General features: G+C 60.5%; 23 protein-coding genes. 7 read left to right on the top strand and 16 right to left on the bottom strand.

Annotation, left to right across the window (positions count from 1 at the left end; genetic code table 11):
- The first annotated feature begins 19 nt into the window (after positions 1–19).
- Complete coding sequence (locus AB4O08_RS02625) at positions 20–436, top strand: PaaI family thioesterase (protein ID WP_044286963.1); 417 nt, start codon at positions 20–22, stop codon at positions 434–436.
- 184 nt (positions 437–620) lie between these two features.
- On the opposite strand, the gene AB4O08_RS02620 is transcribed toward AB4O08_RS02625, so the two are convergent.
- From AB4O08_RS02620 to AB4O08_RS02610, 3 genes are read right to left on the bottom strand one after another with little or no spacing between them, the layout of a single operon-like run.
- The gene (locus AB4O08_RS02620) at positions 621–1,802 is read right to left on the bottom strand and encodes an acetyl-CoA C-acetyltransferase (protein WP_010211321.1); all 1,182 of its coding nucleotides are present in this window, start codon (positions 1,800–1,802) and stop codon (positions 621–623) included.
- Between the two features lie 11 nt (positions 1,803–1,813).
- Positions 1,814–2,473 (bottom strand): CoA transferase subunit B, encoded by a 660-nt coding sequence (locus tag AB4O08_RS02615; protein ID WP_010211320.1) that lies wholly within the window; start codon positions 2,471–2,473, stop codon positions 1,814–1,816.
- Positions 2,474–2,507: 34 nt separating this feature from the next.
- Positions 2,508–3,206, bottom strand: a complete 699-nt coding sequence (locus AB4O08_RS02610) for a CoA transferase subunit A (protein ID WP_010211319.1) — start codon at positions 3,204–3,206, stop codon at positions 2,508–2,510.
- A 133-nt stretch (positions 3,207–3,339) separates the two neighbouring features.
- On the opposite strand from AB4O08_RS02610, the gene AB4O08_RS02605 reads away from it, so the two are divergent.
- Positions 3,340–4,245 carry a LysR family transcriptional regulator gene (locus AB4O08_RS02605; RefSeq protein ID WP_045792312.1) on the top strand — a complete coding sequence of 302 codons (906 nt, stop codon included), beginning with the start codon at positions 3,340–3,342 and terminating at the stop codon, positions 4,243–4,245.
- Positions 4,246–4,304: 59 nt separating this feature from the next.
- Here the strand turns inward: AB4O08_RS02605 and AB4O08_RS02600 are convergent, their stop codons facing one another.
- The 6 genes from AB4O08_RS02600 to AB4O08_RS02575 form a co-directional block, all read right to left on the bottom strand.
- The gene (locus AB4O08_RS02600) at positions 4,305–4,634 is read right to left on the bottom strand and encodes a hypothetical protein (RefSeq protein ID WP_010211317.1); all 330 of its coding nucleotides are present in this window, start codon (positions 4,632–4,634) and stop codon (positions 4,305–4,307) included.
- A 546-nt stretch (positions 4,635–5,180) separates the two neighbouring features.
- Entirely contained in the window at positions 5,181–6,026 is an 846-nt protein-coding gene (locus AB4O08_RS02595; protein WP_010211316.1) for an NAD-dependent protein deacetylase, read from the bottom strand.
- Between the two features lie 8 nt (positions 6,027–6,034).
- Positions 6,035–6,475: a CBS domain-containing protein gene (locus tag AB4O08_RS02590; protein ID WP_016977364.1), complete on the bottom strand. Its 441-nt coding sequence runs from the start codon at positions 6,473–6,475 to the stop codon at positions 6,035–6,037.
- Between the two features lie 131 nt (positions 6,476–6,606).
- Positions 6,607–8,556, bottom strand: coding sequence for a DNA topoisomerase III (locus AB4O08_RS02585; RefSeq protein ID WP_460114681.1), 1,950 nt, complete (start codon positions 8,554–8,556; stop codon positions 6,607–6,609).
- Positions 8,557–8,784: 228 nt separating this feature from the next.
- Positions 8,785–10,410, bottom strand: coding sequence for an MFS transporter (locus tag AB4O08_RS02580; protein WP_010211312.1), 1,626 nt, complete (start codon positions 10,408–10,410; stop codon positions 8,785–8,787).
- A 74-nt stretch (positions 10,411–10,484) separates the two neighbouring features.
- Entirely contained in the window at positions 10,485–12,131 is a 1,647-nt protein-coding gene (locus AB4O08_RS02575) for a GMC family oxidoreductase (RefSeq protein WP_460114680.1), read from the bottom strand.
- A gap of 128 nt (positions 12,132–12,259) precedes the next feature.
- Here AB4O08_RS02575 and AB4O08_RS02570 point away from each other — a divergent pair, with 128 nt between their 5' ends.
- Entirely contained in the window at positions 12,260–13,153 is an 894-nt protein-coding gene (locus tag AB4O08_RS02570) for a LysR family transcriptional regulator (RefSeq protein WP_010211310.1), read from the top strand.
- A gap of 5 nt (positions 13,154–13,158) precedes the next feature.
- Here the strand turns inward: AB4O08_RS02570 and AB4O08_RS02565 are convergent, their stop codons facing one another.
- The 4 genes from AB4O08_RS02565 to AB4O08_RS02550 all read right to left on the bottom strand — a co-directional run bounded on the left by AB4O08_RS02565 (position 13,159) and on the right by AB4O08_RS02550 (position 18,201).
- Positions 13,159–15,018 carry a DUF3857 domain-containing transglutaminase family protein gene (locus tag AB4O08_RS02565; RefSeq protein ID WP_460114679.1) on the bottom strand — a complete coding sequence of 620 codons (1,860 nt, stop codon included), beginning with the start codon at positions 15,016–15,018 and terminating at the stop codon, positions 13,159–13,161.
- A 148-nt stretch (positions 15,019–15,166) separates the two neighbouring features.
- The gene (locus AB4O08_RS02560; RefSeq protein ID WP_044286967.1) at positions 15,167–16,267 is read right to left on the bottom strand and encodes a DNA alkylation repair protein; all 1,101 of its coding nucleotides are present in this window, start codon (positions 16,265–16,267) and stop codon (positions 15,167–15,169) included.
- Between the two features lie 18 nt (positions 16,268–16,285).
- Entirely contained in the window at positions 16,286–17,632 is a 1,347-nt protein-coding gene (locus tag AB4O08_RS02555; RefSeq protein WP_010211307.1) for a glutamine synthetase family protein, read from the bottom strand.
- 11 nt (positions 17,633–17,643) lie between these two features.
- Positions 17,644–18,201 (bottom strand): helix-turn-helix domain-containing protein, encoded by a 558-nt coding sequence (locus AB4O08_RS02550; RefSeq protein ID WP_010211306.1) that lies wholly within the window; start codon positions 18,199–18,201, stop codon positions 17,644–17,646.
- Positions 18,202–18,354: 153 nt separating this feature from the next.
- On the opposite strand from AB4O08_RS02550, the gene AB4O08_RS02545 reads away from it, so the two are divergent.
- Positions 18,355–18,663 (top strand): RcnB family protein, encoded by a 309-nt coding sequence (locus tag AB4O08_RS02545; protein WP_010211305.1) that lies wholly within the window; start codon positions 18,355–18,357, stop codon positions 18,661–18,663.
- 77 nt (positions 18,664–18,740) lie between these two features.
- Positions 18,741–19,934 carry an MFS transporter gene (locus tag AB4O08_RS02540; protein ID WP_042571491.1) on the top strand — a complete coding sequence of 398 codons (1,194 nt, stop codon included), beginning with the start codon at positions 18,741–18,743 and terminating at the stop codon, positions 19,932–19,934.
- On the opposite strand, the gene AB4O08_RS02535 is transcribed toward AB4O08_RS02540, so the two are convergent.
- Both AB4O08_RS02535 and AB4O08_RS02530 read right to left on the bottom strand, forming a co-directional pair.
- Entirely contained in the window at positions 19,897–20,169 is a 273-nt protein-coding gene (locus AB4O08_RS02535; RefSeq protein WP_010211303.1) for a DUF1652 domain-containing protein, read from the bottom strand. The two genes, AB4O08_RS02540 and AB4O08_RS02535, sit on opposite strands and share 38 nt — an antisense overlap.
- Positions 20,170–20,278: 109 nt before the next feature.
- Positions 20,279–21,769 (bottom strand): PAS domain S-box protein, encoded by a 1,491-nt coding sequence (locus AB4O08_RS02530; RefSeq protein ID WP_198729898.1) that lies wholly within the window; start codon positions 21,767–21,769, stop codon positions 20,279–20,281.
- A 175-nt stretch (positions 21,770–21,944) separates the two neighbouring features.
- Between AB4O08_RS02530 and AB4O08_RS02525 the strand changes: the two genes are divergently transcribed.
- Both AB4O08_RS02525 and AB4O08_RS02520 read left to right on the top strand, forming a co-directional pair.
- Positions 21,945–22,913, top strand: coding sequence for a hypothetical protein (locus AB4O08_RS02525; RefSeq protein ID WP_183703908.1), 969 nt, complete (start codon positions 21,945–21,947; stop codon positions 22,911–22,913).
- A gap of 165 nt (positions 22,914–23,078) precedes the next feature.
- Positions 23,079–23,699 (top strand): transglycosylase SLT domain-containing protein, encoded by a 621-nt coding sequence (locus AB4O08_RS02520; RefSeq protein WP_021493370.1) that lies wholly within the window; start codon positions 23,079–23,081, stop codon positions 23,697–23,699.
- A gap of 53 nt (positions 23,700–23,752) precedes the next feature.
- Here AB4O08_RS02520 and AB4O08_RS02515 read toward each other — a convergent pair whose 3' ends face one another.
- On the bottom strand, positions 23,753–24,925 hold the full coding sequence (locus AB4O08_RS02515; protein WP_010211296.1) for a hypothetical protein: 1,173 nt from the start codon (positions 24,923–24,925) through the stop codon (positions 23,753–23,755).
- Between the last annotated feature and the right edge of the window lie 10 nt (positions 24,926–24,935).

Below are 24,935 nucleotides of genomic sequence, written 5' to 3'. Positions count from 1 at the left end.
TGCTAAGGAAGAGCCCGTCATGATCACTCACGTCGTACCAGAAGGCTTTGTTTCACTGCCGCGCAGCAGTCCCTTGCTTGATCTGCTCGGCCCGGCATATTGCCGAGGGGAGGGACTGCAATTGGAAATCGGCCTGCGTGCCGACAATCGTCACGCCAATGGACGCGGCACCGTGCATGGCGGAGTGTTGGCGACCCTGGCAGATATCGGCATGGGTTATGCGATGGCGTTTTCCAGTGAGCCGCCGTTGCCGTTGATTACCGCGAGCATGACCTTGGATTACCTGGGTGCAGTGCAGGTGGGGGAGTGGGTTGTGGTGCGCTTGGAACATCACAAGCGGGGGCGGCAGATGGCGTTTGCCACGGTGAGCCTGCAGGTGGGGGAGAAGGTGGTGGCGCGGGCGAGTGCGGTGTTTGCGGTGCCGCGTTCTGACTGACGATTGGAGGTCAAATGTGGGAGCTGGCTTGCCTGCGATAGCGGTGGGTCAGGTTAACCATCGGGTACAGGTAGACCGCCATCGCAGGCAAGCCAGCTCCCACATTGACCGTGTCCTTTCAGGGGATCGAGAAGAAGAGGCCCGGTTTTCGTGGAACCGGGCCTCTTCTATGTTGCTCTTTGAATCAGCTGCGTTCGAGAGCGAGGGCCACACCCTGGCCGCCACCGATGCACAGCGTTGCCAGGCCTTTCTTGGCATCGCGCTTGATCATTTCGTGCAACAGCGTCACCAGCACACGGCAGCCAGACGCGCCGATCGGGTGGCCGATGGCGATGGCACCACCGTTGACGTTGACCTTCTCTGCATCCCACTCCAGCTCTTTGCCCACCGCCAGGGATTGCGCGGCGAAGGCTTCGTTGGCTTCGATCAGGTCCAGGTCGCCCAGGCTCCAGCCGGCTTTGTCGAGGCAGCGGCGGGTGGCCGATACCGGGCCAATGCCCATGATGGCAGGGTCTACGCCCGCATTGGCGTAGCTGGCGATGCGCGCCAGTACCGGCAAGCCGAGGGCCTTGGCCTTGTCGGCGCTCATCAGCAGCACTGCAGCGGCGCCGTCGTTGAGGCTGGAGGCGTTGCCGGCGGTGACGCTGCCGTCTTTCTTGAACGCAGGTTTTAGTTTGGCCAGGGACTCGGCAGTGGTGCCGGCGCGCGGCTGCTCATCCACGGCGAAGGCCACCGGGTCGCCTTTGCGCTGGGGAATCAGGATCGGGGTGATCTCATCGACAAAGCGGCCCGCTTCGATAGCAGCAGTGGCTTTCTGCTGGGACGCCGCAGCGAAAGCGTCCTGGGCTTCGCGGCTGATGCCGTACTTGTCCACCAGGTTTTCGGCGGTGATGCCCATGTGGTAGTCGTTGAACGCATCCCACAGGCCATCGGTGATCATGCTGTCGATCATTTTGGCGTGGCCCATGCGCAAACCGGTGCGGGCGGCTGGCAGCACATAAGGGGCCAGGCTCATGTTTTCCATACCGCCGGCGATGATCACTTCGGCGTCACCGCAACGGATGGCCTGGGCACCCAGGTGCAGGGCCTTGAGGCCGGAGCCGCAGACCTTGTTCAAGGTCAGGCTCGGCACCGCGTGGGGCAGGCCGGCGAGGATCGAGGCCTGGCGTGCCGGGTTCTGGCCGCTGCCGGCGGTGAGTACCTGGCCGAGGATCACTTCATCCACTTGGGCCGGGTCGAGGCCGGTCTGTTCCAACAGGCGACGGATCACGGCGGCGCCCAGTTCCGGAGCCGGAATGCTTGCCAGCGAACCCTGGAAGCTGCCCACGGCGGTGCGGGTGGCAGCAACAATCACGACGTCTTGCATGGAATCTGTCCTCACTGGAAGTGCATTTCTGGAACGTGGTCCGGGACGATCAGTTTACCGGCGGTCTTGCTCACAATCTCTTCAACGCTGACGCCAGGTGCGCGTTCCTTGAGGACAAAAGCGCCATTTTCGATTTCCAGGTAGGCCAGGTCGGTCAATACACGCTTGATGCAGTGGGCGCCGGTCAGCGGCAGGCTGCACTGGCTGAGCAACTTTGACTCACCGTCCTTGGACGCGTGGGTCATGATCACGATGATGTTTTCTGCACCGGCCACCAGGTCCATGGCGCCCCCCATGCCTTTGACCAGTTTGCCGGGGATCATCCACGACGCGATGTTGCCTTGTACGTCCACTTCAAACGCGCCAAGTACAGTGAGGTCGACGTGGCCGCCGCGGATCATCGCGAAGGACTCGGCGGAGGAGAAGATCGACGCACCGATGCGTGCGGTCACGGTCTGCTTGCCGGCGTTGATCATGTCGGCATCAATGGTTTCTTCGGTAGGAAAAGGACCCATGCCGAGCAGGCCGTTTTCCGATTGCAGCATCACTTCCATGCCTTCGGGGATGTAGTTGGCCACCAGGGTCGGAATGCCGATACCGAGGTTGACGTAGAAGCCGTCCTGCATTTCGCGGGCGACGCGTTGAGCCATTTGTTCGCGGGTAAGAGCCATTTTAGGTGTCCTTATTATTCGGGCTGGAGGCGGATTATTTGCGCACGGTGCGCTGTTCGATGCGCTTCTCGAACGTGCCGCAGATGATCCGGTCGACGTAGATGCCAGGGGTGTGGATCTGCGCCGGGTCCAGCTCGCCCGGTTCGACGATTTCTTCCACTTCGACCACGGTGATCTTGCCGGCGGTGGCGGCCAGTGGGTTGAAGTTCTGGGCGGTGTGGCGATAGATGACGTTGCCGAAATGGTCGGCTTTCCAGCCTTTGACGATGGCGAAGTCGCCGGTGATGGACTCTTCCATCAGGTAGGGACGACCGTTGAATTCGCGGGTTTCCTTGCCTTCGGCCACAGGCGTGCCAACGCCGGTAGCGGTGAAAAAGGCCGGGATGCCGGCGCCGCCAGCGCGCATTTTTTCGGCCAGGGTGCCTTGGGGGGTCAGCACCACTTCGATTTCGCCGCTGAGCAATTGCTTCTCGAACAGCGCGTTCTCGCCGACGTAGGACGCGATCACCTTGCTGATCTGCTTCTCTTCGAGCAGCACGCCCAGGCCGAAACCGTCGACGCCGCAGTTGTTGGAAACCACGGTCAGGTCGCGGGTGCCTTTGCGCTTGATCTCGGCGATGAGGTTTTCGGGAATGCCGCACAGGCCAAAACCGCCGGAGAGTACGGTCATGCCGTCTTCCAGGCCTGCCAGTGCTTCCTCGTAGGACGCCACGCGTTTATCGAAACCTGCCATATGCACCTCTTTTATTGTTTGTGGGCCAGCCAATGAACCGAGTGTTGCTCCGGCTGATTGATTTGTTAAGTTGTTTTTTAAGGTTGATTGATTTAAAAAACAGCATAGTCGTCGAACCGTTTGGAGTCGCGTCATGACAGTTAAACAGATGCGCGCGTTTCTCGCCGTGGCCCAAAGCCTGAGTTTTGCCGCCGCCTGCGAGCGTCTGCACCTTTCCCAATCGGCGTTGAGCCTGACCATCAAGGGCCTGGAAGAAGGGCTGGGCGGGCGTTTATTCAGCCGCAATACACGCAACGTTGCCCTGACGCCTGAGGGCGAGTCCCTGCTGCCCCTGGCGCGCCGGCTGATTGCCGACTGGGACAACGCTGAAGACGAACTGCGCCAGCGTTTCACCTTGCAGCGTGGCCGAGTGACCGTCGCGGCGATGCCATCGTTTGCGGGCAATTTGCTGCCACCGATCCTGAAGATATTCCGCGCGCGTTACCCTCAAGTGAATGTGACCGTCCATGACTTGATCAATGAGCAGGTGCTGGAGATGGTGCGCGACCGGCAGGTGGAGTTGGGCGTGGCGTTCGAGCCTGCGGAAGGTTCATCACTGGCGTTTACGCCGTTGTACCTTGATCGCTTCATCGCAGTGGTGCCTGGTGATTCGCCTTTGGCAGAGTGTGCTGAAATCGATTGGAAAACCTTGCTGGAACAGCCGTTCATCACGTTGCAAAGGCCTTCCACAGTGCGGGTGATGCTGGAAGAACACCTGGGCGCCCTCCGCATGAAGTTGCCGGTAGCCCTGGAAAGCCATCAACTGGCGACGGTGGGCAAGATGGTTGCCAGTGGTTTGGGCGTCAGCGCTGTGCCCGCGTTGTGCGCACGGCAAATGGAGGAGGCGGGCGCTCATTGCATCACCTTGAGCGATCCGGTTATCGAACGGCCGATTGGTGTACTGACCAAGCCAGGGCATGAGCTGTCGGCGGCGGCGCAGGTGTTGTTTGATATTTTCCGGGATGAAGCGGCAAAGGGGCGGTTTCCTGCATTGTTATAAGACAGGCATTAAAAAGCCCGCTTGAACTAACAAGCGGGCTTAACTGTTTAATGCTGTTATCAGCAGTATCTATCAATCACTTTAACGTTCGATTGGCCTTTGAGGTTCTGCCATTCGGTATTAAGTGTGTGGAAGACCTGCTCGATGAAGTTGCGATCGGCGGCGGCTTTCTTTCCGACATAGCCCTGGCCACGACGGTACATTTTCAGGCGCGCTGCCAGTTCACGGTTATTGCGGTCGAACTCGGCTTCTTCGGTGTGGGGCGCCAGGCAGTCGATTTGGACTTCGCCCGATTTGCCAATCCACAGGATATGGTCGTCGAGTGTGTCTTTCTGCGCTGCGAACATCTCAGCCAATTCTTCGATAGTTGGTTGGTTGTTCAGATTCATGTGTAAGCCCCTTGACCAGTTGGCGATCTATCAGTTGGTTCGTTAAAACATCTTTAGTTGTCTCCGGTTAAGAAAACCGGGCGTCAGCGACTGTCTGCCGAATACGGGCAGGGTCTTGAACCTGATGCATGTAGTCTTGCTGATGAACTGCTACGCAATGCTTTCATAACGAAGACAAGCCGCATTTGAGCGCCTTGTACCGAGCCTCTCGGTCCGGTCAGCTTCATCAATCCGCCTTGTGGGCAGTGCACATCCGGAAAAAACAGCTCGGCGGTCAGACGAGCTTGTTCAAAACGCTTGTTACCAACGCTCCCGATCCGGGAGACGTCTCGATAATGCAAGGACAAAAACGTTACGTCAACGATTATGTAGTGATTATTTTTTATCACTACATAAATCGCCGTGAGGACGGGAGAATGCAGGAAAACGTGACTTGGGCGTCATTTTCTGGAGGGGGGAGTCGTAGGGCCGAGCCAGTGAATTCGACACAAAGCACAGTAGGCGCCCGCAAGCCAGCGCCTACAGTTTTGATTGGCGGTGTACGGGTTACCGCAAACGGTCGGTCAACAGCGGCAACAACCGCTCGCACGACGCCTGGATCTTCACGTGCAACAGCTCATCCCCTCGAGTCTTGCCCAAGTTGATGGCAATGACTGGCTTGCTCTGTTCGACCATGGCTTTGCACAGGCGAAACGCCGAGTAGGCCATCAGCGACGAGCCCACCACCAGCAAACCCTCGGCATGCTCTACCGCATTCATCGCCCTGGCGGCTGTCGCCGGGGCTACGTTTTCGCCAAAAAACACTACATCCGGCTTCAGGCGCTCGCCATTGCAATGGGGGCAGCGGGGAACCTGGAAGTGTTCTTCAAACGCAGGATCGAGCAAGGTGTCGCCATCCGGTGCTTGCACCGCGTGGACGTGCGCCAGGTAGGGGTTGTCGATTTCCATCTGCCGCTGGATCGCATCACGCTGGCTGCGCAACTGGCAGTCCAGGCACAGCACCCGGTGCAGGCTGCCGTGCAGTTCGATCACGTCATGGCTGCCGGCTTGATCATGCAGGGTGTCGACGTTCTGGGTGATCAACCCGCTGATTCGCTCACGTTGTTGCAGCGCCGCCAGCGCCAGGTGCGCCTTGTTCGGTTGCGCGATGCGTACCCTCGGCCACCCCAGCATTGCTCGCGCCCAGTAACGGCGCCGCGCCTGCGGAGTGGCGAGGAATTCCTGGTACATCATCGGCGCCTTGCCCCGGCGCACGCCTTCGCTGTCGCGGTAATCGGGAATACCAGACGACGTGCTGATCCCCGCACCGGTCAATACCAGAAAACGCCGTTCCGCCAACGCCCTGTACAGGGTGTCGAGGTGCTCCTCTGTATGTTCCAGCGTGTCGAGCATGGGTTCCCCTATTCGCCGCGGATGTATTGCTCCAGCTGTTTGATCAGGTCGGCCTGGTCGGCAATGGCTTCTTTTACCAGGTCACCGATGGAGAGCAACCCCAGCAGTTTGCCGTCTTCGACCACTGGCAGGTGGCGCAGGTGACTGTCGGTCATGATGTTCATGCACTCATCGACCTTTTTATGGGTGTCGACGGTGATCACCGGAGAGCTCATCACCTCATGGACTTTTGTGGTGACCGACGACAGCCCCTTGAGCATGATTTTTCGTGCGTAGTCACGTTCGCTGATGATGCCTACCACCACGCCATCCTGGACGACCGGCAAGGCGCCGACGTTTTTCTCCGACATCCGCACCAGTGCTTCAAACACGGTGTGGTCATGTTTGATGACATGGACTTCCTGGTTTTTCTGGTCCTTGGCTTTGAGCACTTGTGCAACGGTTTTCATGGCGGCCACTCCGGTGTTGTTGTTAGTGGGTCAGGGTCCCCATACAGAATCCTAGACGGCCCACGCCGCGGCAAGGTCCAAAGCGGCGTTAAACCCGTCGAAAAACGTCATTCGCCGGATTTTTTCGGTGTTTAACCGGCATTTGTCGGTTTTTTCGCCCGCTTGGGGCTGGCCGCCGTCTTGCGGGGCGTGCTTTTACGTTTCTTTTTCCACGGTGTGGCGCCTCGACCTGCCGGGCTGGCCGGGCCAGTGATGGTCATGCGCATGCCATTGCAGCGCGCGACTTGCTTGCTCATCCAGGCCGCCTGTTTGGCGACGAATTCTTCCAGGCTCATTTCGCCGCTTTGCACCATGTCCAGCGCCTGCTCCCAGATCGCGGTGGTGCCCGGGTCAGCAATCGCGCGGGGCACTGCATCGATCAGGCTGAACGCCGCCGGCGTGGCCGACAGCGCCTTGCCGTTCTTCACCAGGTAACCCCGGTCCAGCAACCCCTGGATGATGCCGGCGCGAGTGGCCTCGGTGCCGATGCCAGTGGTGTCCTTGAGCTTTTGCTTGAGCAGCGGATCTTCCACCAGCTTGGCGACGTTTTTCATCGCCTTGATAAGGTCACCTTCGGTGAAGGGCTTGGGCGGTTGGGTCCACAGGTCCTTGAGGTTGACCTTGGCCACCGCATAATCCTGGCCCTGCACCAATGCCGGCAATGCTTGTGGGGCTGGCGCTTCCCGCCCTTTTGCCGGCGCCAGGGCTTCTGGCAACGCGCGTTTCCAACCGGGTTCGATCACCACTTTACCCACCGCGCGCAACGCTTGCCCCGCGCAATCGAAGTCCGCCTGGGTGCGGTCGTATTCATGGTTGGGCAGGAACTGCGCCAGGTAGCGTGCACGAATCAAGGTGTACACCGCGCGGTGCTTGCCGGTGAGTTGCCCCACGTCCTTGCCGGCACCGGTAGGGATGATGCCGTGGTGGGCGCTGACCTTGGCGTCATTCCACGCCCGCGAGCGACGCTGGGTCTCGATATGTGGCATCAGTTCGTTCACCGCGGCATCGGCGCGCGCCAGTGCAGCAAGAATCTTCGGCGCTTCGCTGTGCTGGCTCAGTGGCAGGTAGCCGCAATCGCTGCGTGGGTAGGTGATGACTTTGTGGGTTTCATACAGCGACTGGGCAATATCCAGGGTTTCCTGGGCGCCAAGGCCGAGTTTCTTGGAGCAGATTTCCTGCAGGGTGCCGAGGTCGAAGGGCAGGGGGGCAACTTCGCGCATGCGCTCGGTGCGCAGCTTGACCAGCCGCGCGGTGGCGGCGTTGCGCATGGCTTCGGCGGCGTCTCGCGCCAGTTGCGGGTCGAGGCAGCGGCCCTGGTCATCACAGGCATCCTCGGCCGCGCGCCATTGGGCGGTGAACGTCATGCACTCGTGCTGCAGGTCGACATCGATGGCCCAGTAAGCCACTGGTACAAAATCGGCAATACTGCGGTCGCGGTCCACCACCAGGCGCAAGGTCGGCGTTTGCACCCGTCCCACGGGCAACACGCCCTGGTAGCCGGATTGGCGCCCAAGCAAGGTAAACAGGCGGCTCATGTTCATGCCGATCAGCCAGTCGGCGCGAGAACGGCCCAGGGCCGAGTGGTACAGGCTGAAGGTCTCGGCGCCGGGCTTGAGGGCCGCCAGGGCTTTGCGGATGGAGGCGTCGTCCAGCGCCGACAGCCACAGCCGCTGGATCGGTCCGCGATAGCGGCAATGCTCCACCAGCTCACGGGCGATCATCTCGCCTTCACGGTCGGCATCGGTGGCGATCACCAGTTCCTGGGCCTCTCCCAGTAAACGCTTGACGGCCTTGAACTGGCTGGCGGTCTTGGGTTTGACGCGCATCTTCCATTTTTCCGGGACGATCGGCAGGTCGGCCAGTACCCAGCGCTTGTACTTCTCGTCGTAGGCGTCGGGCGGGGCGGTTTCCAGCAGGTGGCCGATGCACCAGGTGACCGTGACGCCATTGCCCAGCCAGCAGCCGTCGCCCCGGCGACTGGCGCCGAGTACGGCCGCGATATCCTTGGCCTGGGAGGGTTTTTCACAGAGGTACAGCCGCATGGTCATCACATCAGATCGGGTTGATGCCTTGCAGGATGCTCAGTCGGAGGGCTTTGATCAACCTTTATCTGTATGGATGTACAGCAATTTGTGTGGTCATCACAAAACAAATGTGGGAGCGGGCTTGCTCGCGAAGGCGGTGGATCAGTCAACTTTTCTGCGACTGATCCACGCTCTTCGCGAGCAAGCCCGCTCCCACAGGGGTGTTCCAGTGTTCAGGAGACCGGGTTAGTTCTTATCGATATCCACATGCCGCGTTTCCTTGAGGCAGATCATTCCCACAATCAGGCTCACGCCGGTCACCACCACCGGGTACCACAGGCCATAGAAAATATCGCCGGTGTACACCACCAGGGCGAACGATACGGTCGGCAGGAACCCGCCAAACCAGCCGTTGCCGATGTGGTAAGGCAGGGACATCGAGGTGTAGCGGATACGTGTCGGGAACAATTCCACCATCAACGCTGCCAGCGGGCCGTAGCACATCGCGGCGATCAGGATCAGCGCCACGATCAGTACCACCACCATGGTCTTGTTGACCTGGGCCACATCCGCCGAAGACGGGTAGCCGGCGAGGGTCACGGCGCCGCGCAGGGCTTTTTCGTCAAACCCTTCGATCCGCACGTCGCCCACGCTCACCTGTACCGGGCTGCCGGCCGGGGCGGCGGCGCTGCTGTAAGGCAGGCCCTGCTTGACGAGGAAGGTCTTGACCTTGTCGCATGGACTGTCGAATTTCGCCTTGCCCACCGGGTCGAACTGGAAGGTGCAGGTGGCCGGGTCGGCCAGCACGGTGATCGGTGCCTGGTTGCTGGCCTGGTCCATCGCCGGGTTGGTGTAGTGCGCCAGACTCTTGAAGATCGGGAAGTACAGTGCGGTCGCCAGCAACAGACCGAGCATCAGCACCGGTTTGCGCCCCACTTTGTCCGACAGCCAGCCAAAGAAGATGAAAAACGGTGCGCCAATCACCACGCTGATGATCAGCAGCATGTTGGCCAGGGCAGGGTCCATTTTCAGGAACTGCGTGAGGAAGAACAGCACATAGAACTGCGCCGCATAGAAAGTCACCGCCTGGCCGCCGTTGATACTGAACAGGGCAATCAGCACGATCTTGAGGTTTTCCCATTTGCCGAATGAATCGCGGATCGGCGACTTGCTGGCCTTGCCTTCCTCTTTCATTTTCAGGAACGCCGGCGACTCATGCAGGCTCATGCGGATCCAGGTGGAAATACCCAGCAGCACGATGGAGAACAGGAACGGAATGCGCCAGCCCCACACTTCGAACTGGTCCCCGGTGAAGTAACGGCAGGCCAGCACTACCAGCAACGACAGCAACAGGCCGAGCGTTGCGGTGGACTGAATCCAGCTGGTGTGGAACCCACGCTTGCCCGCAGGCGCATGCTCCGCCACATACGTGGCCGCGCCGCCGTATTCGCCGCCCAGCGCCAGGCCTTGCAGCATGCGCAGGACGATCAGGATGATCGGCGCCGCAATACCGATACTGGCGTAGGTCGGCAGCAGCCCGACGCAGAAAGTCGCCACGCCCATCAGGATGATGGTGACCAAAAAGGTGTATTTGCGCCCGATCATGTCGCCCAGGCGGCCAAACACCAGTGCACCGAACGGGCGCACCACAAAGCCGGCCGCGAAGGCCATCAAGGCAAAGATGAACGCCGTGGTGTCGTTGACCCCGGCAAAGAACTGCTTGCTGATCACCGCCGCCAGGGCGCCGTAGAGGAAAAAGTCATACCACTCGAACACCGTCCCCAGGGACGAGGCGAAGATGACCTTCTTGGATTCGTTGCGGGTGATGGCGGTATTGACCGCCGCGCCCAGGGGTTGAGCTTGTTCTGACATCGGGTAGCCCTCACAGTGATTATTTATTGTTGTTCCACTGTCGGCGCCAACCTCAGCGCCGGTTGTCCTACGGGTCATGCGGGTGCAGTCATTTGTCTCTCGGGGGCAAGGTTCCTTGTAGTCGGCGAAAGGATCAGCTGGGCGGCCTTCTCCGCGATCATCAGCGTAGGCGAACAGGTGTTGCCGGACGTGATGCGCGGCATGACGGACGCATCGGCGATGCGCAATCCGGGCACCCCGTGCACCCGCAGTTGAGCATCCACCACCGCGTCTTTATCGCTGCCCATGCGGCAAGTGCCGACCGGGTGGAAGATCGTCGTCCCGATACGCGCGGCGGCTTCGTGCAATTGCTCTTCGGACTGCAGCGAATCGCCCGGCAGGTATTCCACCGGTTTGAACTGGCTCAGGGCGGGTGCGGCAACAATACGGCGTGTCAGGCGAATCGCGTCGGCGGCCACCCGCAAGTCTTCCGGATGACTGAGGTAGTTAGGGCGGATCAGCGGTGCGTCCGCCGGGTTGGCCGAGCGAATGTCGATTCGTCCGCGACTTTGCGGGCGCAAGTCGCAGACCGATGCGGTAAACGCCGGAAATGCGTGCAGCGGTTCGCCAAAGCGCTCAAGCGACAGCGGCTGTACATGGTATTCGAGGTTGGCCGACGTCTGTTCCGGGCCCGAGCGGGCAAACGCGCCGAGTTGGCTGGGCGCCATCGACAACGGGCCGCTGCGGTCGTACAGGTAGCGCAGGCCCATGCCCATCTTGCCCCACAGCGTGCCCGCGATCTGGTTGAGGGTGCGGGCGTTTTCCAGCTTGTAGATGAGCCGAAGTTGCAAGTGGTCTTGCAGGTTGCCACCGACGCCCGGCAATTCATGCAGTACGTCGATGCCCAAAGGTTTAAGCACATTGGACGGGCCAATCCCCGAGCGCTGCAGGATGCCAGGCGACCCGACGGAGCCGGCGCACAGCACGATCTCCTTGCGCGCTTTCCAGCTCACCTGTTGGCCATGTTGGCGCGCGATCACCTGGGAGGCCCGACCGTTTTCCAGCAGCACGCGGTTTACGTCCACGTCGGTCAACACCGTCAGATTGGGGCGCTGGCGGACCGGCTTTAGGAACGCCTTGGCCGCGTTCCAGCGTACGCCGGCCTTTTGGTTGACCTGGAAGTAGCCGCAGCCTTCGTTGTCGCCCTGATTGAAGTCGTTGACAGGGGCGATGCCACTCTGCGCTGCCGCATCACGAAAGGCATCCAGGATCGGCCAATGCAGGCGCTGCTGTTCGACGCGCCATTCACCGCCGTCGCTATGGAATTCCGAGCCGCCGGCAAAGTGGTTTTCGCTCTGCTTGAACAGCGGCAGCACGTCTTTCCAAGCCCAACCTGCGTTGCCTTCTGCCGCCCAGCCGTCGTAATCCTGAGCCTGGCCGCGCATGTAAATCATGCCGTTGATGGACGAGCAGCCGCCCAGCACCTTGCCCCGTGGGTAACTCAGCGCACGGCCTTGCAGGCCTTCCTGGGCTTCGGTCTTGAAGCACCAGTCGGTGCGCGGGTTGCCGATGCAGAACAGGTAGCCGACGGGAATATGGATCCAGGGGTAATTGTCGCGGCCGCCGGCTTCAAGCAGCAGCACCCGGTGAGCAGGGTTGGCGGACAGTCGATTGGCCAGCAGGCAGCCGGCGGGGCCGGCGCCTACGACGATGTAATCGTATTCAGCAGTAGCAATGGGCATCGCAAGCCTCGCTTGTTTTTCTTATGGTTCCATCCTAGTTGTTAGTTTTCGTCTTAAAAATGTTAGTTTTTACCCAGCTGCTGTGCGTTTTTAAACAGCGTAACCGAGGCTCATGCAATGGAGGCGTTATGTTCGACTGGAACGATCTGCGGTACTTTCTCGAGTTGCAGCGCAGCGGCCGCCTGCTCACCGCCGCGCAACGCCTGAAAACCACGCATGCCACCGTGGCCCGGCACATCGAGGCCATCGAGAAGAGCCTCGGCACCGCACTGTTTGTGCAGCATGCCCAGGGCTACGAGCTGACCCCCGCCGGCGAAGCCCTGCTCAAGCATGCCGAAGCCATGGAAAACGTCGCGCTGCTGGCCGAAGACGAACTGACCCACTCCGCCGCGCCTCTGGGCAAGATCCGCCTCGGGGTGGCCGAAGGGTTGGGCGTGATGTTCCTCGCCAGCCGCATGGGCGGGCTGTTCGATCGCTACCCCGGATTGGAAGTGGAATTGGTGGCGGTGCCCCGCTTTGTCAGCATCCTCAACCGCGAAGCGGAAATCAGCATCCATCTTGAGCGTCCCAGCGTCGATCAACTGGTCACACGCAAACTCACTGATTATCGCCTGGCCCTCTACGCCAGCCGCACTTATTTGGACCGCAACCCACCGATTGAGAAGCGCGAAGACCTCGCGGCACATGCGTGGATCGATTACGTGGACGACTTGCTGTTCAGCCAGGAACTCAAGTTTCTCAGCAGTTTCTGCCGCAACCCCAAGGTGGTGTTCCACAGCACCAGTGTGATCGCCCAGCACCAGGCCGCGCGATCCGGGTTGGGGATTGCAGTGTTGCCGTGCTTCATGGCCTCGGGCGATCCGGAATTGGTGCCGTTGCTGCCGGGGGAGGGGATCCAGCGCAGCTACTGGATCAGCTCGCGCCGGGAGTTGCACAAGTCGGTGCGGTTGCGGGTGTTGTGGGATTACGTGGTGGAATTGTGTGCGCGCGAGCAACGTTTGTTGCTCGGCGAACCCCTGTAGCCGCGTTAGAGTTTCACCACCTGATGCACCTGCTCCGCGCAAGCCCGCGCATCCTCAATCATCTTCCCGAACGCCGTGCTGACAATCTCGTCATGGCCCAACCATCGCACCTTCTGGCTCAGGCGATAGTGGTAGCGCAACCCGCCAGCCTGTCGTGAACCCTCCAGATCCATGTCGTACCAGGGCGAGCGCACCTGGCAGCCAGGGATAGTTTTTTCCATCTGCCCGCCGCTCAGGGTGATGGTGTAGTCATGGGTTTGCGGATTCCCCAGATCCAGCTCGGCCTGCTGCCCTTGTCGCCGATAGTTGATAAAGCCATCCCAACGACCCTTGAGCGATTCATCGCTGTACACATAGTCATTCGCCAGCTTTTCCAGCGCCCGCTGGTCATTCATCTGCGCCGTGACGGTATACCCGTCATGCACCACAAAGCCGGTGGCCGCGCGGGTGATGTGGCAGTCGCTGATCTCGTTGCCGAAGTTGGCGCAGATGTCCTGGTCGGTCGCGGTGCTGCCTTGCTGGCGGTCGGCGACGCTCAGTTGCATCAGCGGCAGGCGGCTGAAGGTGATCGTGGCCTGGGTGGTGCCGGCGCCTTGCTGGTCGTAGCGCACCTGTTTGTCCAGGCGCAGGGTGGTTTCGGGACGTTCCAGGGGGATATGTTCTTCGCGCACTTGACCCTGCGCGTCGTTGACCAGCACCCAACGGTCCTGGATGTCGGGCATGACTTGGCCGGGAGCAAACACCGGGTTGGTCGGGTCGAGCCACCACACCTGGCCGTCCACTTCGGCGCGCACGATCGCGTGGTTCGGCGCCTGGGTGCCGGGGATCAATAGCGATTCGACCACATCACCACGGCTGACCCAGGCGGTCTCGGCCTTGATGCCAGTGGCTTTGAGCAAGGCGGTCAGCAGGATTGCCAGGTCCTTGCAGTCGCCATAACCGTGCTGCTCGATTTCATCGAGGTTGAACGGCACATAGCCGCGCTCGGTCGCACGCCAATCACCCAGGTAACGGTAGTGATCGTTGATGTGCTGCATCAACGCGGCAACCTGTTCCGCCGGCGCCAAACCGCGTACGGCCGTTACAGCTGCAGCACTCTGCGGCGGCAGGTTGGCACCGAGGATCTGGTTGTAGGCTTGAGCGAAACCACCGAAGTACGCCTGGCGCTCCAGGGCGCTACCCACCTCGATACGCGGGATGCGCAACAACGCGGCGTTGGACGCTTCGTTGATGTAGTTGAGATAGGTCGGGGTCTTCTGCACCACGTCCAGGGTCTTGCCGTTCTGCGACACGCTCACGTTGAAACCCTCGAACAGTTCGCTGCGCCACTGGAGGGGGCGCTCTGCCGTAAACCGCGCTTTGAACCGGTCGCGCCGCGCCGGGCTGGGGCCGAATTTGAGGACGTAATGAAACTGGGTCATCAAGGGCTTGGCGGCGTGGTGCTCGCGCACGGTGTAGCGAATCTGCGTGCCGACGCGCAGGTTGGGGAAGGCCAGGGAGGTCTGCTTATCACGGCTGAAACCCTGGTCCGGGTTGGGCGCGGTGCGGGTGTCGATTTGCGTGGCATCCAGGGCCACCGGCTTGGCGCCGGGCTGGGTGGACTGCGCGCTGAGCACTTCGAAAGTGTCGTCCTCGGAGTAATCGAAGTCGATGCGCGAAAGCATTTCGCGGCCGTTCGGCTTGAGGATCGTATAGCGGTAGGTGGTGGTGCAGTCGGTACTGGCGTCACGGTTGAAGTGGCAGTGCAACTCGGTGTCGCTGGCCAGTGGCGCTTCGGCCAGGGGCTGTAGCGCGGCGAACACGCCAGGAGCGGCAAGCCCCAGGCTGAGTGCAATCAGGGGGCGGTGAAACGAAAAACGGTACATGGGCGCCTCAGGTGACACATTGAAACAGCTACCCCGACGGGTAGCGAGAAGGCGCTGGATGATAATGGGTCGCAACTGAGAAAGCCAGGATTGTTCGACAATTATTACGGCTGAAAGGCCCGTTCTAGAGCCTTTTCTTTGATTTGTGTCAGTCGTCTCGCAGTTCGAAGTCGGCGCTGGCTAGCTTCTCTCCGTTGATCAGCACGTGGACCAAGTGTTTGCCGGGGTAATGCTTACGCGTGGTCAACTCGCGGATATGTTGCTCGCGTCGCAGGCTGTGACACTCGCCCGCGCCGAGGGTAAACGCCTTGAGCTTGAACACCTTCGCCGCACTGTGGCCGGCGCTTTTCACGTAGTCGATGGCGTAGTCCACCACCAGCTTCTGTGGCGTGGCGGCCGTAGATTCGAGGGTGAAGGAGAGGTTGATGCGTTCGCCCAGGTTGATCACCGCTGGCGTGACCTGCAGGTGGTGGATCTGCACCTCGGCCTTGGCGCCGGCGCCGATGATCGTCAGCGCGCGGGTGTTGCCTTGCTTGATCAGGCTGCGCAAGGCATGGCGGGCGATCCACGCGGTATGAGGGTTATCCAGGCTCCAGCCCTCGATCAGGCTGAGCACCCAGTCCGGATGATCCTTGGTGATGTCATTGAGGTGGTTGGCCACGGACTTGCGCACGTAGAGACTGCTGTCGGCCTTGAGGTTGTCGAGGATCAACGCGCACAGCTCAGGGTCAGCCTGCACCTGGGCCAGGCGGAATGACCACGGCAGGCGCGGTCTTGAACCTTCACTGGCGAGGCGGCGCACGTGCTCGTTGTCATCCAGCGACCAGGCTTGCATCACCGCCAGCGTGCGCGGGAAATCGTGCAGCAAAAAGTGGCGGATGGCGAATTCGGCGGAGCCAAAGGTGGTGAAGTACTTGAGCGCGGCCATGGAGCGCTTGAAGTCATCCAGCCCGTAACTCGCCACGAAATGCGGCAGGAACAGGCTGACAAACGCGCTGTTCAGGCGCGGGGCCAGCGCGTAAAGCACCTTGAGGGTCTGCGGATAGTCCAGCGGGATCACCGCGTACAGACTCTCGCTGACCCGCGCCATGCGCTGCATCACCGACAACTCGGCCAACCCGGCCTTGGCGTGCTTGAGGAAGCCCTTGGCGTCGAACGCCGGGTACACCGCCGTCATCTCATTGGCGATGTGTTGCAGGCGTTCGACGTTGAAAATGTCCTTGAGGGCCGGGGCGCTTTGGTCGGTCATCGGTGATTCCAGTGGCGGTTAGAGAAACCAGCGGTATTCCCGCGCGTGGATCTCTTGTTGGAAGGCCAGATGGTCCTGGCGTTTGTTTTCGCAGTACACGTCGACAAATTCGGCGCCCAGCTTATCGCGCAATACCGGTTGATGCTGCATGGCGCGCACGGCGTCGAGCATTTCCAGGGGGAAGTCAGTGCCGCTGCTGCGGTCCTCGTTCAGCGGGGCGATGGGTTCGTGCTTGGTTTCCAGGCCGTGCTCCAGGCCGACGAGGATCGCCGCCAGCACCAGATACGGGTTGGCATCGGCACTGGCCAGGCGATGCTCGATGCGCAGGTTGCGTGGGTCGGACTCGGGGATGCGCACGCACGCGTCGCGGTCTTCAAAACCCCAGCTCGCACGGGTGGCGGCGTTGACCGTAGCGCCCAGGCGGCGGAAGGCGTTGTGGTTGGGCGAGAAGATCGGCATGCAGTGGGGCAACAATTCCAGGCAACCGGCCACGGCATGGCGCAACGGTTGCTGCTGGTGCGCCGCCAGCAGGTTATTGCCCGCGCCGTCATACAGGCTGACATGCACATGCATGCCGCTGCCGGGGTATTGCAGGTAGGGCTTGGCCATGAAGCTGGCGCGGTAACCGTGCTTGAGCGCCACGCCCCGGGTGCTGCGGCAGAACAGGGCGGCCCAGTCGGCGGCGCGCATTCCATCGTCGAGGTGACCGAAGTTGATCTCAAACTGGCCGGGTCCGATTTCAGCGGTTATCACCGTAATGTCTACGCCCTGGTCCTTGGCGGTTTGCGCCATGTCGTCCAGCACTTCGCTGAAGCGCGACAGCCGTTCGATATGCAGGTTGGGCTGGTCGTCGGCGTCATCGCTCAGTGGGTCGCGAGCAAATTGCGGCAGCCCGTTGTCGAGTTTTTTGTCGAACAGATAAAACTCCAGCTCGAACGCGACCACCGGGTGAATACCCTTGTGCTGCAGGCGCTCCAGCACTTTGGCCAGCACTTCACGGGGTTCGAATTCGATGGGCGCTTCGGTGCCGTCTGATGTGATCAGCATCTGACCCAATGGCTGCGATTCCCAACTCACCGGCTTGAGCGTGCCCGGCACCAAGCGGCGGTTGGCATCCGGGTCGCCGTCGTTGAAGCAATAGTCGCCAATCTTGAACAGCCCGCCCTGGACCCCCAGCAGCACGGCGTTTTGCGGTAGCTTCAACGGGCTGCCGGCGGCGACTTTTTCCAGCATCTCGATGGGATAACGCTTGCCGTAGAAATGCCCGGGAATGTCCAGGGCGATCAGGTCGACATAGCGCACGTCGGGATGGTTCTGGCGAAAGGTCCGGACTTCGGCCAGTAACGTGGAGGCATGGCTTTTCACGGGTGCAGCTCCTAGTTGTAAACCCACAACACGCGGGCGGGCAGGTCGGTCAGATTGGCGTAGCGGCAATGGGCAAAGCTGGCCAGGTGAAAGCTGTCGCCGGGGCCGAGGGTGACGGAGTCGGCCTCACCCTCTACCCACAGCGTCAACTCGCCCTCCAGCACAAAACCGGCCTGCTCGGCGCGGTCGCTCATGGTTTGTTCGCCGCTGTTGGCACCGGGCGCCAACAGGCTGTCGAGCATCGAAAAGGCGCCGTTCATGCTCGGCGAGACGAGGATGTCGGTGATGCCATTGGCGTAATACACCGTGCGCCGCTCGTTGGGGCGCGTGATCCAGTCCACGGCCTTGGGCTTGGGCTGGCTGTAGAAGTAGGTGGTCGGGACATCGAGCGCGTGGCTGATGGCGGTGAGGTCCGCCACCGTCGGGCGTGACAGGCCGCGCTCGACCTGGGACAGGAAACCCACCGAGCGCTCGATTTTTTGCGCGAGTTGGGCGAGGGTAAGCTTTTTGTGCTTGCGCAGGTCGTGGATCAGCGCGGCGAGGGTGGCGAGTTCTTCTTGTGGGGTCATGAAATTTATTTCGATAAATTTCATGAAAAATTACAGGATTTATTTCACGCAGGCAATGACGTCCTTCAAGCGGTTGGGTGTGAGGCTTGATTGAATGATCATGCGCGCTAGCGGTCCGAAGTTGGGTACGCACCATTCATTGAAGGAGCACCCATGAAGTCCAGATCCCTACTCGCCTGCCTGCTGGTCGCCACCAGCCTGTCCACCGCCAGCTTCGTCGTGCAGGCCGGTGATACCCCTCAGGAAACCGTGCAACCTTCGAATATCAACACCCGCGACCTGAAAGAAGGCGACCGTGCGCCTGATATCCTGATGCGCAAGGAATCGGCTGTCAGCGACTGGAAAAAACGCGGACTCAAACAGCCTGAAGAAGACAGCCAGTGGGCGCGGGTGGGCGATAAATTCGTGCTGCTCAAGACCACCAACGGCACCATCCTTGAGATCACGCCCGTCAAGAAATGACCTTGCATTTCTGCCCTGTTCTTGAGTTAAGGTAACCGGCTGAAAAGTCCGCGTTACCTTCAAGGAAAGAGAGCAGGATGCTTGCCACAATAAGAAACTACCCCCGCACCGTTAACCTGCTGCTGTCCGCCACGTTGCTGCTCACGCTGGCCAAGGCAATCACGTTTCCGTACCTGGTGATTTACCTCACCAGTCACTTCGCCCTCGATATCACACAGGTCGGTCTGGTGATCGGCAGTTCGCTGATCGTCGGCTCGCTGCTCAGCGTGTATGGCGGGTTTCTGGTCGACCGTATCAACAGTTATCGGTTGCTGCTGGCCTTCAGCGTGTTGTTTGTGCTGGGCTTCATCGGCACCGTGCTGGCGCGGAATATCTGGGCGTTCTACAGCTGCCTGATCCTGATCAACCTGGCTTACGCGGTAATCGATATCGCCGTCAAAGCCGGCTTCGCCAGCCTGTTGCCCGAAGATGCACGTAGCGAAGTGTTTTCCATCAAGTACACGCTGACCAATATCGGCTATGCCGTAGGGCCTTTTTTCGGGGCGATGATTGCCAAGCTGGATATCAGCTTGCCGTTCATCCTTTCGGCGCTGCTGGGGGTGAGTTTTTTCCTGCTGTACTGGCGCTGGGGCGACCGTACTCTGACGACCGTGGATGCCACGCAAAAGCCAGTGCCGTTCCTTGCCGTCGGCCGGGTGTTGTTAAGGGATCATCGCCTGGTCTGCTTCACCCTAGGCGGCGTGCTCAGCGCCGTGGTGTTCGGTCAGTTCACCGCGTGGCTGTCGCAATACCTGGTGACCACCACCACCGCCGAATACACCTACACCGTGGTCAGCGCTGTGCTGACCACCAACGCGGTGTTGGTGATTGCCCTGCAATACGTGATCGGGCGGCGTATTTCGCACCGCTACCTGGGCCAGTGGCTGATCGCGGGTCTGGGCATGTTCATGTTGGGAATCGTCGGATTCGCGCTGTCCACCAGTGTGTTGTGGTGGGTGCTGGCGATGGCGGTGTTCACGGTGGGGGAGATCATTGTGTTTCCGGCCGAGTACATGTTTATCGACCGAATTGCCCCGGACCACCTGCGCGGCATGTACTACGGGGCGCAGAATCTGTCCAACCTGGGGGCGGCTCTGGGGCCGGTGCTGTGTGGGCTAGTGCTGGCCAGCCTACCGGCCCACTACATGTTTTACATGCTGGGAGCGTTCATTGTCGGGGGCGGGGTGTTCTATTTCATCGGGGCGTCGTTAAAGGCAAATCATCCAGCGTGAGCTTGCCCATGGTGTTGCTGTGCAGTTCGTACCGCAACTCTTCCACCATCTTTTCGACTTCTTGCGGGGTTTGCAGCCGATTGGTGCTGATCCCGGTCACCACCAGGTCGACCCGGCCGGTTTCGGCGTCGTAGACCTTGAGGGTCAGCGACGCGTCCCTGCACAGGGTGAACTCACACGTCAGTGGCGACAGGCCTTCTTCGATGCAATTTCGCAGTTGCGAGAGGGTAAACATGCAAGTTCCTTCAGGGCAAAATGTTCGTTCCCTGAAGGGTAGGGCGCGCCTCGCGTTGCAATAAGGCGAATTCGCACTAGCCACACTAGTGCATTTGCACTTTCATGGCCTACTTCTTAACACGCAATTCCCCGGCAAACAGCCCGCGCTCACGGGCCCAAACGATGGCCGCGCTGCGGCTGTGCACGCCCAATTTCGAATACACCGTGGCCACATGGTTACGCACGGTATTGGGCGCCAGTGTCAGGCGTGAGGCGATCTCTTTGTCGGCCAGGCCCTCACAGATCAGGCCGAGCACGTCACGCTCACGGGCGGTGAGGTCGGTGTAGGCGATATTCGGCTTGTTGGGGCTGTTGACGCTTTTGGCGTTGGCGAGTTTTTCGATCAGCGTCTGGCTGAACCACGAGGCGTCCTGCATCACTTCCTCGATGGCCGCCACCAGCTCCAGCTCGGAGCGTTTGCGTTCGGTGATGTTCATCATCACCAATAGGTAGCACGGCACGTCCTCAATGATCACGGTGTCGGCGGACACCACGCAGTCGATCACCTCATTGCCTTTCTTGCGCACCTTGAGGTCCTGGCCGTCGAGGTTGCCGGCTTTTTCCAGGGTGGTGAACAACTGCGCGCCCGCCTGGGGGCTGTCGATAAAGCTGATGTCTTCGATGGACTTGCCGATCAGCTCTTCGCTGGTGTAGCCGGTGATGCTCATGAAGGCTTCGTTGATATCCACTACCTGGCGGTTGCTGGCGCTGCACACCAGGGTCGGAACGGGCGTCAGGCGGAAGGATTTGGCGAAGCGCTCCTCACTCTGGCGCAGCGCGATTTCTGCTTTGCGCCGCGGCTCCAGATCCATGAACGAAAACAGCATGCAGTCTTCTTCGTTCATGTCCAAAGGCTGACCGGCAACAATCACCAATTTGCTGCCGCCCTCAGGCAAACGCAGCTCGGCCTGCATCTGCGGGATGGTGGCGCCTTCACCCAGGCGCTGGATGGCCAGATCCTTGCGTTCGGCCTGTTCCAGCACATCCAGCTCATAGACGGATTTACCGATGACCTGGTCGCGGTTGTAGCCGGTCATTTCCAGGAAACCCTGGTTGACCTTGATGTAACGCAAGTCACTCAGGCGACAGATCACCGCCGGCGCCGGGTTGGCGTTGAAGGTTTTTTCGAAGCGCTGTTCGGCGCTGGCCCATTCGGTGGCGTCGCTGAGGATCAGTACCAGTAATTCAGGCTCGCCACGGGAGTCGGTGATCACCAGGCTGCGCAGGCGGTGGACCCAGGTTTTCTCTTCATCGGCAGTGGGCGTGACTTCCACCACCACGTCGCTGAATTCATCGCCCGCGGCCGCTCGGGCCAGGGGGTAGTTTTCCGGCTGTACTGGGTGGTTGTTGCGGTAGCGCAGGGCGAAGCGCTTGGCATATTGCTGGCCATCGGCCCCTAGCCCCATCACGTCGCCCACACCATGCATGGCGAGGGCTGCTTCGTTGGCCCAGAGAATGGTTTGATCCATCTCGGCCAGAATCACACCGTCGGACAGCCCGGAGATGATCTGCTGCAGTTGGCGACGGTTGGTTTCTTTGGCTAGAACGTCCTGGGTCATGAGATCTCCGGGGTTTTGGGCGCATGGAAAGTACGACATCCGCACCTCAGGATAGTGCAAAGAAAATCCGCAATACGGGGTACGAATGCACTAGATGACCTGGTGCATTTGAGCGGGGACGGCAAGCCGCAGGCTCGCCAGACTGAAATGGTCAATCACTGTAAAAGGATCGAACATGACCACTGTCTATGAAGCCAACCGTTCGCTGTTTCGCGTGTCCTGGAGTTCCGTGCTGGCCGGTAGTGCAATTGCGCTGGTGACCTACCTGGTGCTGAGTGTGCTGGGAACGGCCATCGGTGCCAGCGCTGTCGACCCGATGAAGGCGGGCAACCCGCTCAGCGGTTTTGGCACGGGCGCGGGGATCTGGCTGTTCGTCTCGACGCTGGTGGCAATCGGCGTGGGGGCCTTTGTGGCTGGGCGGACCGCCCCGGATCGTGGCGGCCTGCACGGCGTGCTCACCTGGACCCTGACCACCTTGCTCACTACTTGGCTGCTGGCCGGGCTGGCCGCCAGTGTCGTCGGCACCGCCGGTAATGTGGTGGGCAAGGGCCTGTCGGCAGCCGGAAGCGGCATCGCGGCGGCAGCGCCGGGCCTTGGCGACAGCGTCAAGCAGCAACTGAACGAGCAGGGCATCCAGCTGGATTGGAACAGCCTGCAAGGTGAACTCGACACCTTGCTCAAGCAAAGCGGCAAGCCTGAGCTGGACCCGGCCAACGTCGAACAGAAATCCGATCAGGCCGCCGCCGATGGCAAACAGACCGCCACCGACGCTGCGATCAACCCGGCCCAGGCGGGCGATCAGTTGAAGCAATGGTTCGAGCGTGTCAAAGCGTCTGGTGAGCCTGCGTTGAATGCTGCGGATAAAGACGCGTTGGTCAACATCGTTGCTGCCCGCACCGGTAAGAGCAAGGCAGAGGCCACGCAGATCGTCGACAACTATGCCCAGGCTTACCAACAAGCCATGCAAAAGGTCGATGAGTTGAAGCAGCAGGCCGAGCAGAAAGCCCGTGAAGCCGGTGAAGTGGCGGCTCAACAACTCTCCCGTGCGGCTTGGAGCACCTTGGCTATGTTGCTGCTGGGCGCAGCGCTGAGTTTCTTTGTGGGACGCATGGCCCTGACCACGCGTCGAGTGCCGTTGGCTTAACGGCGTGTGCGGCAAGGACGCTGCTTTTCGCCGGCATCAAACCTGCCACCGTCGGCAGCCATCCGGCTGCTGGATCAGTTGGGCAGGTGCGGATGACAGGTCGGCATCAACCTCAATGAATGGGTAAAATGCCGGCCTTTTACGCGTATCCCGCAAAGGTGCCCCTTGAGCGCAGGCAAAGCTGTCGGACTGTTATTACTCACATCCATGCTGGCGGCGTGCGGCACCTCGCCGCCACGCACGCCCAATGACCTCTGCGGTATCTTCCGCGAAAAGGACGACTGGTACGACGCCGCCAAAGTCACGCAAAAACGCTGGGGCGTGCCGATCCAGGTGCCGTTCGCCATCATGTATCAGGAGTCCGGCTTCCACCAGGACGCCCTGGCCCCACGCAAATACCTGTTGTGGATCATCCCCTGGGGCCGCGTTTCCACCGCTGCCGGCTACGCCCAGGCCAAGGACGAGGTGTGGAACGACTACCGCAAGAGTACTGGCCGCAGCGGCGCCAGCCGCCAGGACTTCGACGACGCCATCGACTTTGTCGGTTGGTACATGGACAAGACCTACACCGTTAACGGCGTATACAAATACGACGCTTACGGCCAGTACCTGAACTACCACGAAGGCTGGGGCGGCTACCGCCAGCGCACCTATGCCGCGAAGGCGTGGTTGCCGCCAGTGGCCAGCAAGGTACAGGCGCGTTCGCAGATGTATGCGGCGCAATATGCGCGGTGCAAGGATGATTTGGGGCGGGGGTTTTGGAGTCGGTTTTGGCGGTGGTTGTAAGAGGGTAAACGCTGTTCCCCACGCTGCATGAATAGTGCAGCGTGGGGGAGGATCTACATCTTGATCAACCAGCCTACCAGAGGCACTATCATCAACGTACTCAACGCCATGGAAGTGACATTGCCTATATACGGATGAAAGTGTACGGGCAAGCGCCCCGCAATCGCAGAGGCCAGTGGCGGAGCGATCAGCGCCCCGAGCAGTGCACTTGAAGCGATGACTGTCCAACTGCCACCATGGGTCAATACAGCCGCCGGGACTACAGAGACCAGCGGAACGTAGGTCGGATACCAGCCTCGTTTCATCCACTGTTTTCGCCAGATCGCGACGCCCAACGCCGATGTCAACGCTTGGGCCGCCAGCAGGGGCAAGACCAGGCCTGATCCATACGCCGGGCTGATCGGGTTCAGTGCATAGGCCACCAGCACACCTGCCAGCAACCCGAGACTGGCGAGCTCGTTGCCGAAAAAAGGCGCTTCGGAAAAATCTGCCAGCACCCGACGCAGGCTCCAAACAATACCGTAAGTGGGCGGTCTGGCGGGTGCTGGCTTGGCGGGGGCTATGTAGTCAGAACTCACCAACGACGGCACTCGACGACACAGTACAAACGCAATGACACTGCCGATCGCCATGCCCACCACGTTGCCGATCACCACTGGAAGACCCAGTGGAACGCATACGAAGTTCACGATCAGCATGCAAATGGGTGTCACCAGCAATGCGCCCAATACAGCACCGTTTACAGCAACTTTCCAGCCACCGCCGAACATCAGCACCATGGCTGCCGGTAACGAGACGAATGCCGCAAACGTTGGCTGCCAGGTCTGTGCAGTGACGCTCCAGCCCCACAGAAGATTACTCAGCATTAGCCCCAGCAGTGAACTTGTCACCAGCCAAGGCCATAGCCCTGTTCCGTAGGAAATAGAAAATCCTTGCCAGGCTTTACCGTGCTTGCTCGCCCACCATGCCAGGTAGGCGCCGCTCAACAAACCGAGTGATGCCAATTCGTGCTTATAGAAGGCTACTTCGCTGATATCCCCGACTATCCATCGAAGCCAGGCAACAGGATGGGGCAGGCTTGCAACCATTTCGGCGTAGCCCGGCCATGACCATTGATTGCTGAGCGCCACCCAGAGCACCAGTACCATGCTGGCAAACCCCAACATCAGGACGGTGAGATCTACCCTGGACCGGCGGGCCCTCGTTTCGGTAATGAAGGTTTTCATATAGCGCCCT

The organism is Pseudomonas sp. H3_E07, assembly GCF_054668895.1.
The sequence above is the reverse complement of the archived record's forward strand: the minus strand, read 5'-3'. Positions and strand labels throughout refer to the sequence as shown.

What these genes read in the sequence shown, in the direction of transcription:
- AB4O08_RS02515 (WP_010211296.1), bottom strand. Translation starts at nt 24,925, where the DNA reads ATGAAAACCTTCATTACCGAAACGAGGGCCCGCCGGTCCAGGGTAGAT.
- AB4O08_RS02550 (WP_010211306.1), bottom strand. Translation starts at nt 18,201, where the DNA reads ATGACCCCACAAGAAGAACTCGCCACCCTCGCCGCGCTGATCCACGAC.
- AB4O08_RS02585 (WP_460114681.1), bottom strand. Translation starts at nt 8,556, where the DNA reads ATGCGGCTGTACCTCTGTGAAAAACCCTCCCAGGCCAAGGATATCGCG.
- AB4O08_RS02545 (WP_010211305.1), top strand. Translation starts at nt 18,355, where the DNA reads ATGAAGTCCAGATCCCTACTCGCCTGCCTGCTGGTCGCCACCAGCCTG.
- AB4O08_RS02600 (WP_010211317.1), bottom strand. Translation starts at nt 4,634, where the DNA reads ATGAATCTGAACAACCAACCAACTATCGAAGAATTGGCTGAGATGTTC.
- AB4O08_RS02525 (WP_183703908.1), top strand. Translation starts at nt 21,945, where the DNA reads ATGACCACTGTCTATGAAGCCAACCGTTCGCTGTTTCGCGTGTCCTGG.
- AB4O08_RS02570 (WP_010211310.1), top strand. Translation starts at nt 12,260, where the DNA reads ATGTTCGACTGGAACGATCTGCGGTACTTTCTCGAGTTGCAGCGCAGC.
- AB4O08_RS02605 (WP_045792312.1), top strand. Translation starts at nt 3,340, where the DNA reads ATGACAGTTAAACAGATGCGCGCGTTTCTCGCCGTGGCCCAAAGCCTG.
- AB4O08_RS02575 (WP_460114680.1), bottom strand. Translation starts at nt 12,131, where the DNA reads ATGCCCATTGCTACTGCTGAATACGATTACATCGTCGTAGGCGCCGGC.
- AB4O08_RS02625 (WP_044286963.1), top strand. Translation starts at nt 20, where the DNA reads ATGATCACTCACGTCGTACCAGAAGGCTTTGTTTCACTGCCGCGCAGC.
- AB4O08_RS02565 (WP_460114679.1), bottom strand. Translation starts at nt 15,018, where the DNA reads ATGTACCGTTTTTCGTTTCACCGCCCCCTGATTGCACTCAGCCTGGGG.
- AB4O08_RS02620 (WP_010211321.1), bottom strand. Translation starts at nt 1,802, where the DNA reads ATGCAAGACGTCGTGATTGTTGCTGCCACCCGCACCGCCGTGGGCAGC.
- AB4O08_RS02560 (WP_044286967.1), bottom strand. Translation starts at nt 16,267, where the DNA reads ATGACCGACCAAAGCGCCCCGGCCCTCAAGGACATTTTCAACGTCGAA.
- AB4O08_RS02580 (WP_010211312.1), bottom strand. Translation starts at nt 10,410, where the DNA reads ATGTCAGAACAAGCTCAACCCCTGGGCGCGGCGGTCAATACCGCCATC.
- AB4O08_RS02540 (WP_042571491.1), top strand. Translation starts at nt 18,741, where the DNA reads ATGCTTGCCACAATAAGAAACTACCCCCGCACCGTTAACCTGCTGCTG.
- AB4O08_RS02590 (WP_016977364.1), bottom strand. Translation starts at nt 6,475, where the DNA reads ATGAAAACCGTTGCACAAGTGCTCAAAGCCAAGGACCAGAAAAACCAG.
- AB4O08_RS02535 (WP_010211303.1), bottom strand. Translation starts at nt 20,169, where the DNA reads ATGTTTACCCTCTCGCAACTGCGAAATTGCATCGAAGAAGGCCTGTCG.
- AB4O08_RS02610 (WP_010211319.1), bottom strand. Translation starts at nt 3,206, where the DNA reads ATGGCAGGTTTCGATAAACGCGTGGCGTCCTACGAGGAAGCACTGGCA.
- AB4O08_RS02615 (WP_010211320.1), bottom strand. Translation starts at nt 2,473, where the DNA reads ATGGCTCTTACCCGCGAACAAATGGCTCAACGCGTCGCCCGCGAAATG.
- AB4O08_RS02530 (WP_198729898.1), bottom strand. Translation starts at nt 21,769, where the DNA reads ATGACCCAGGACGTTCTAGCCAAAGAAACCAACCGTCGCCAACTGCAG.
- AB4O08_RS02595 (WP_010211316.1), bottom strand. Translation starts at nt 6,026, where the DNA reads ATGCTCGACACGCTGGAACATACAGAGGAGCACCTCGACACCCTGTAC.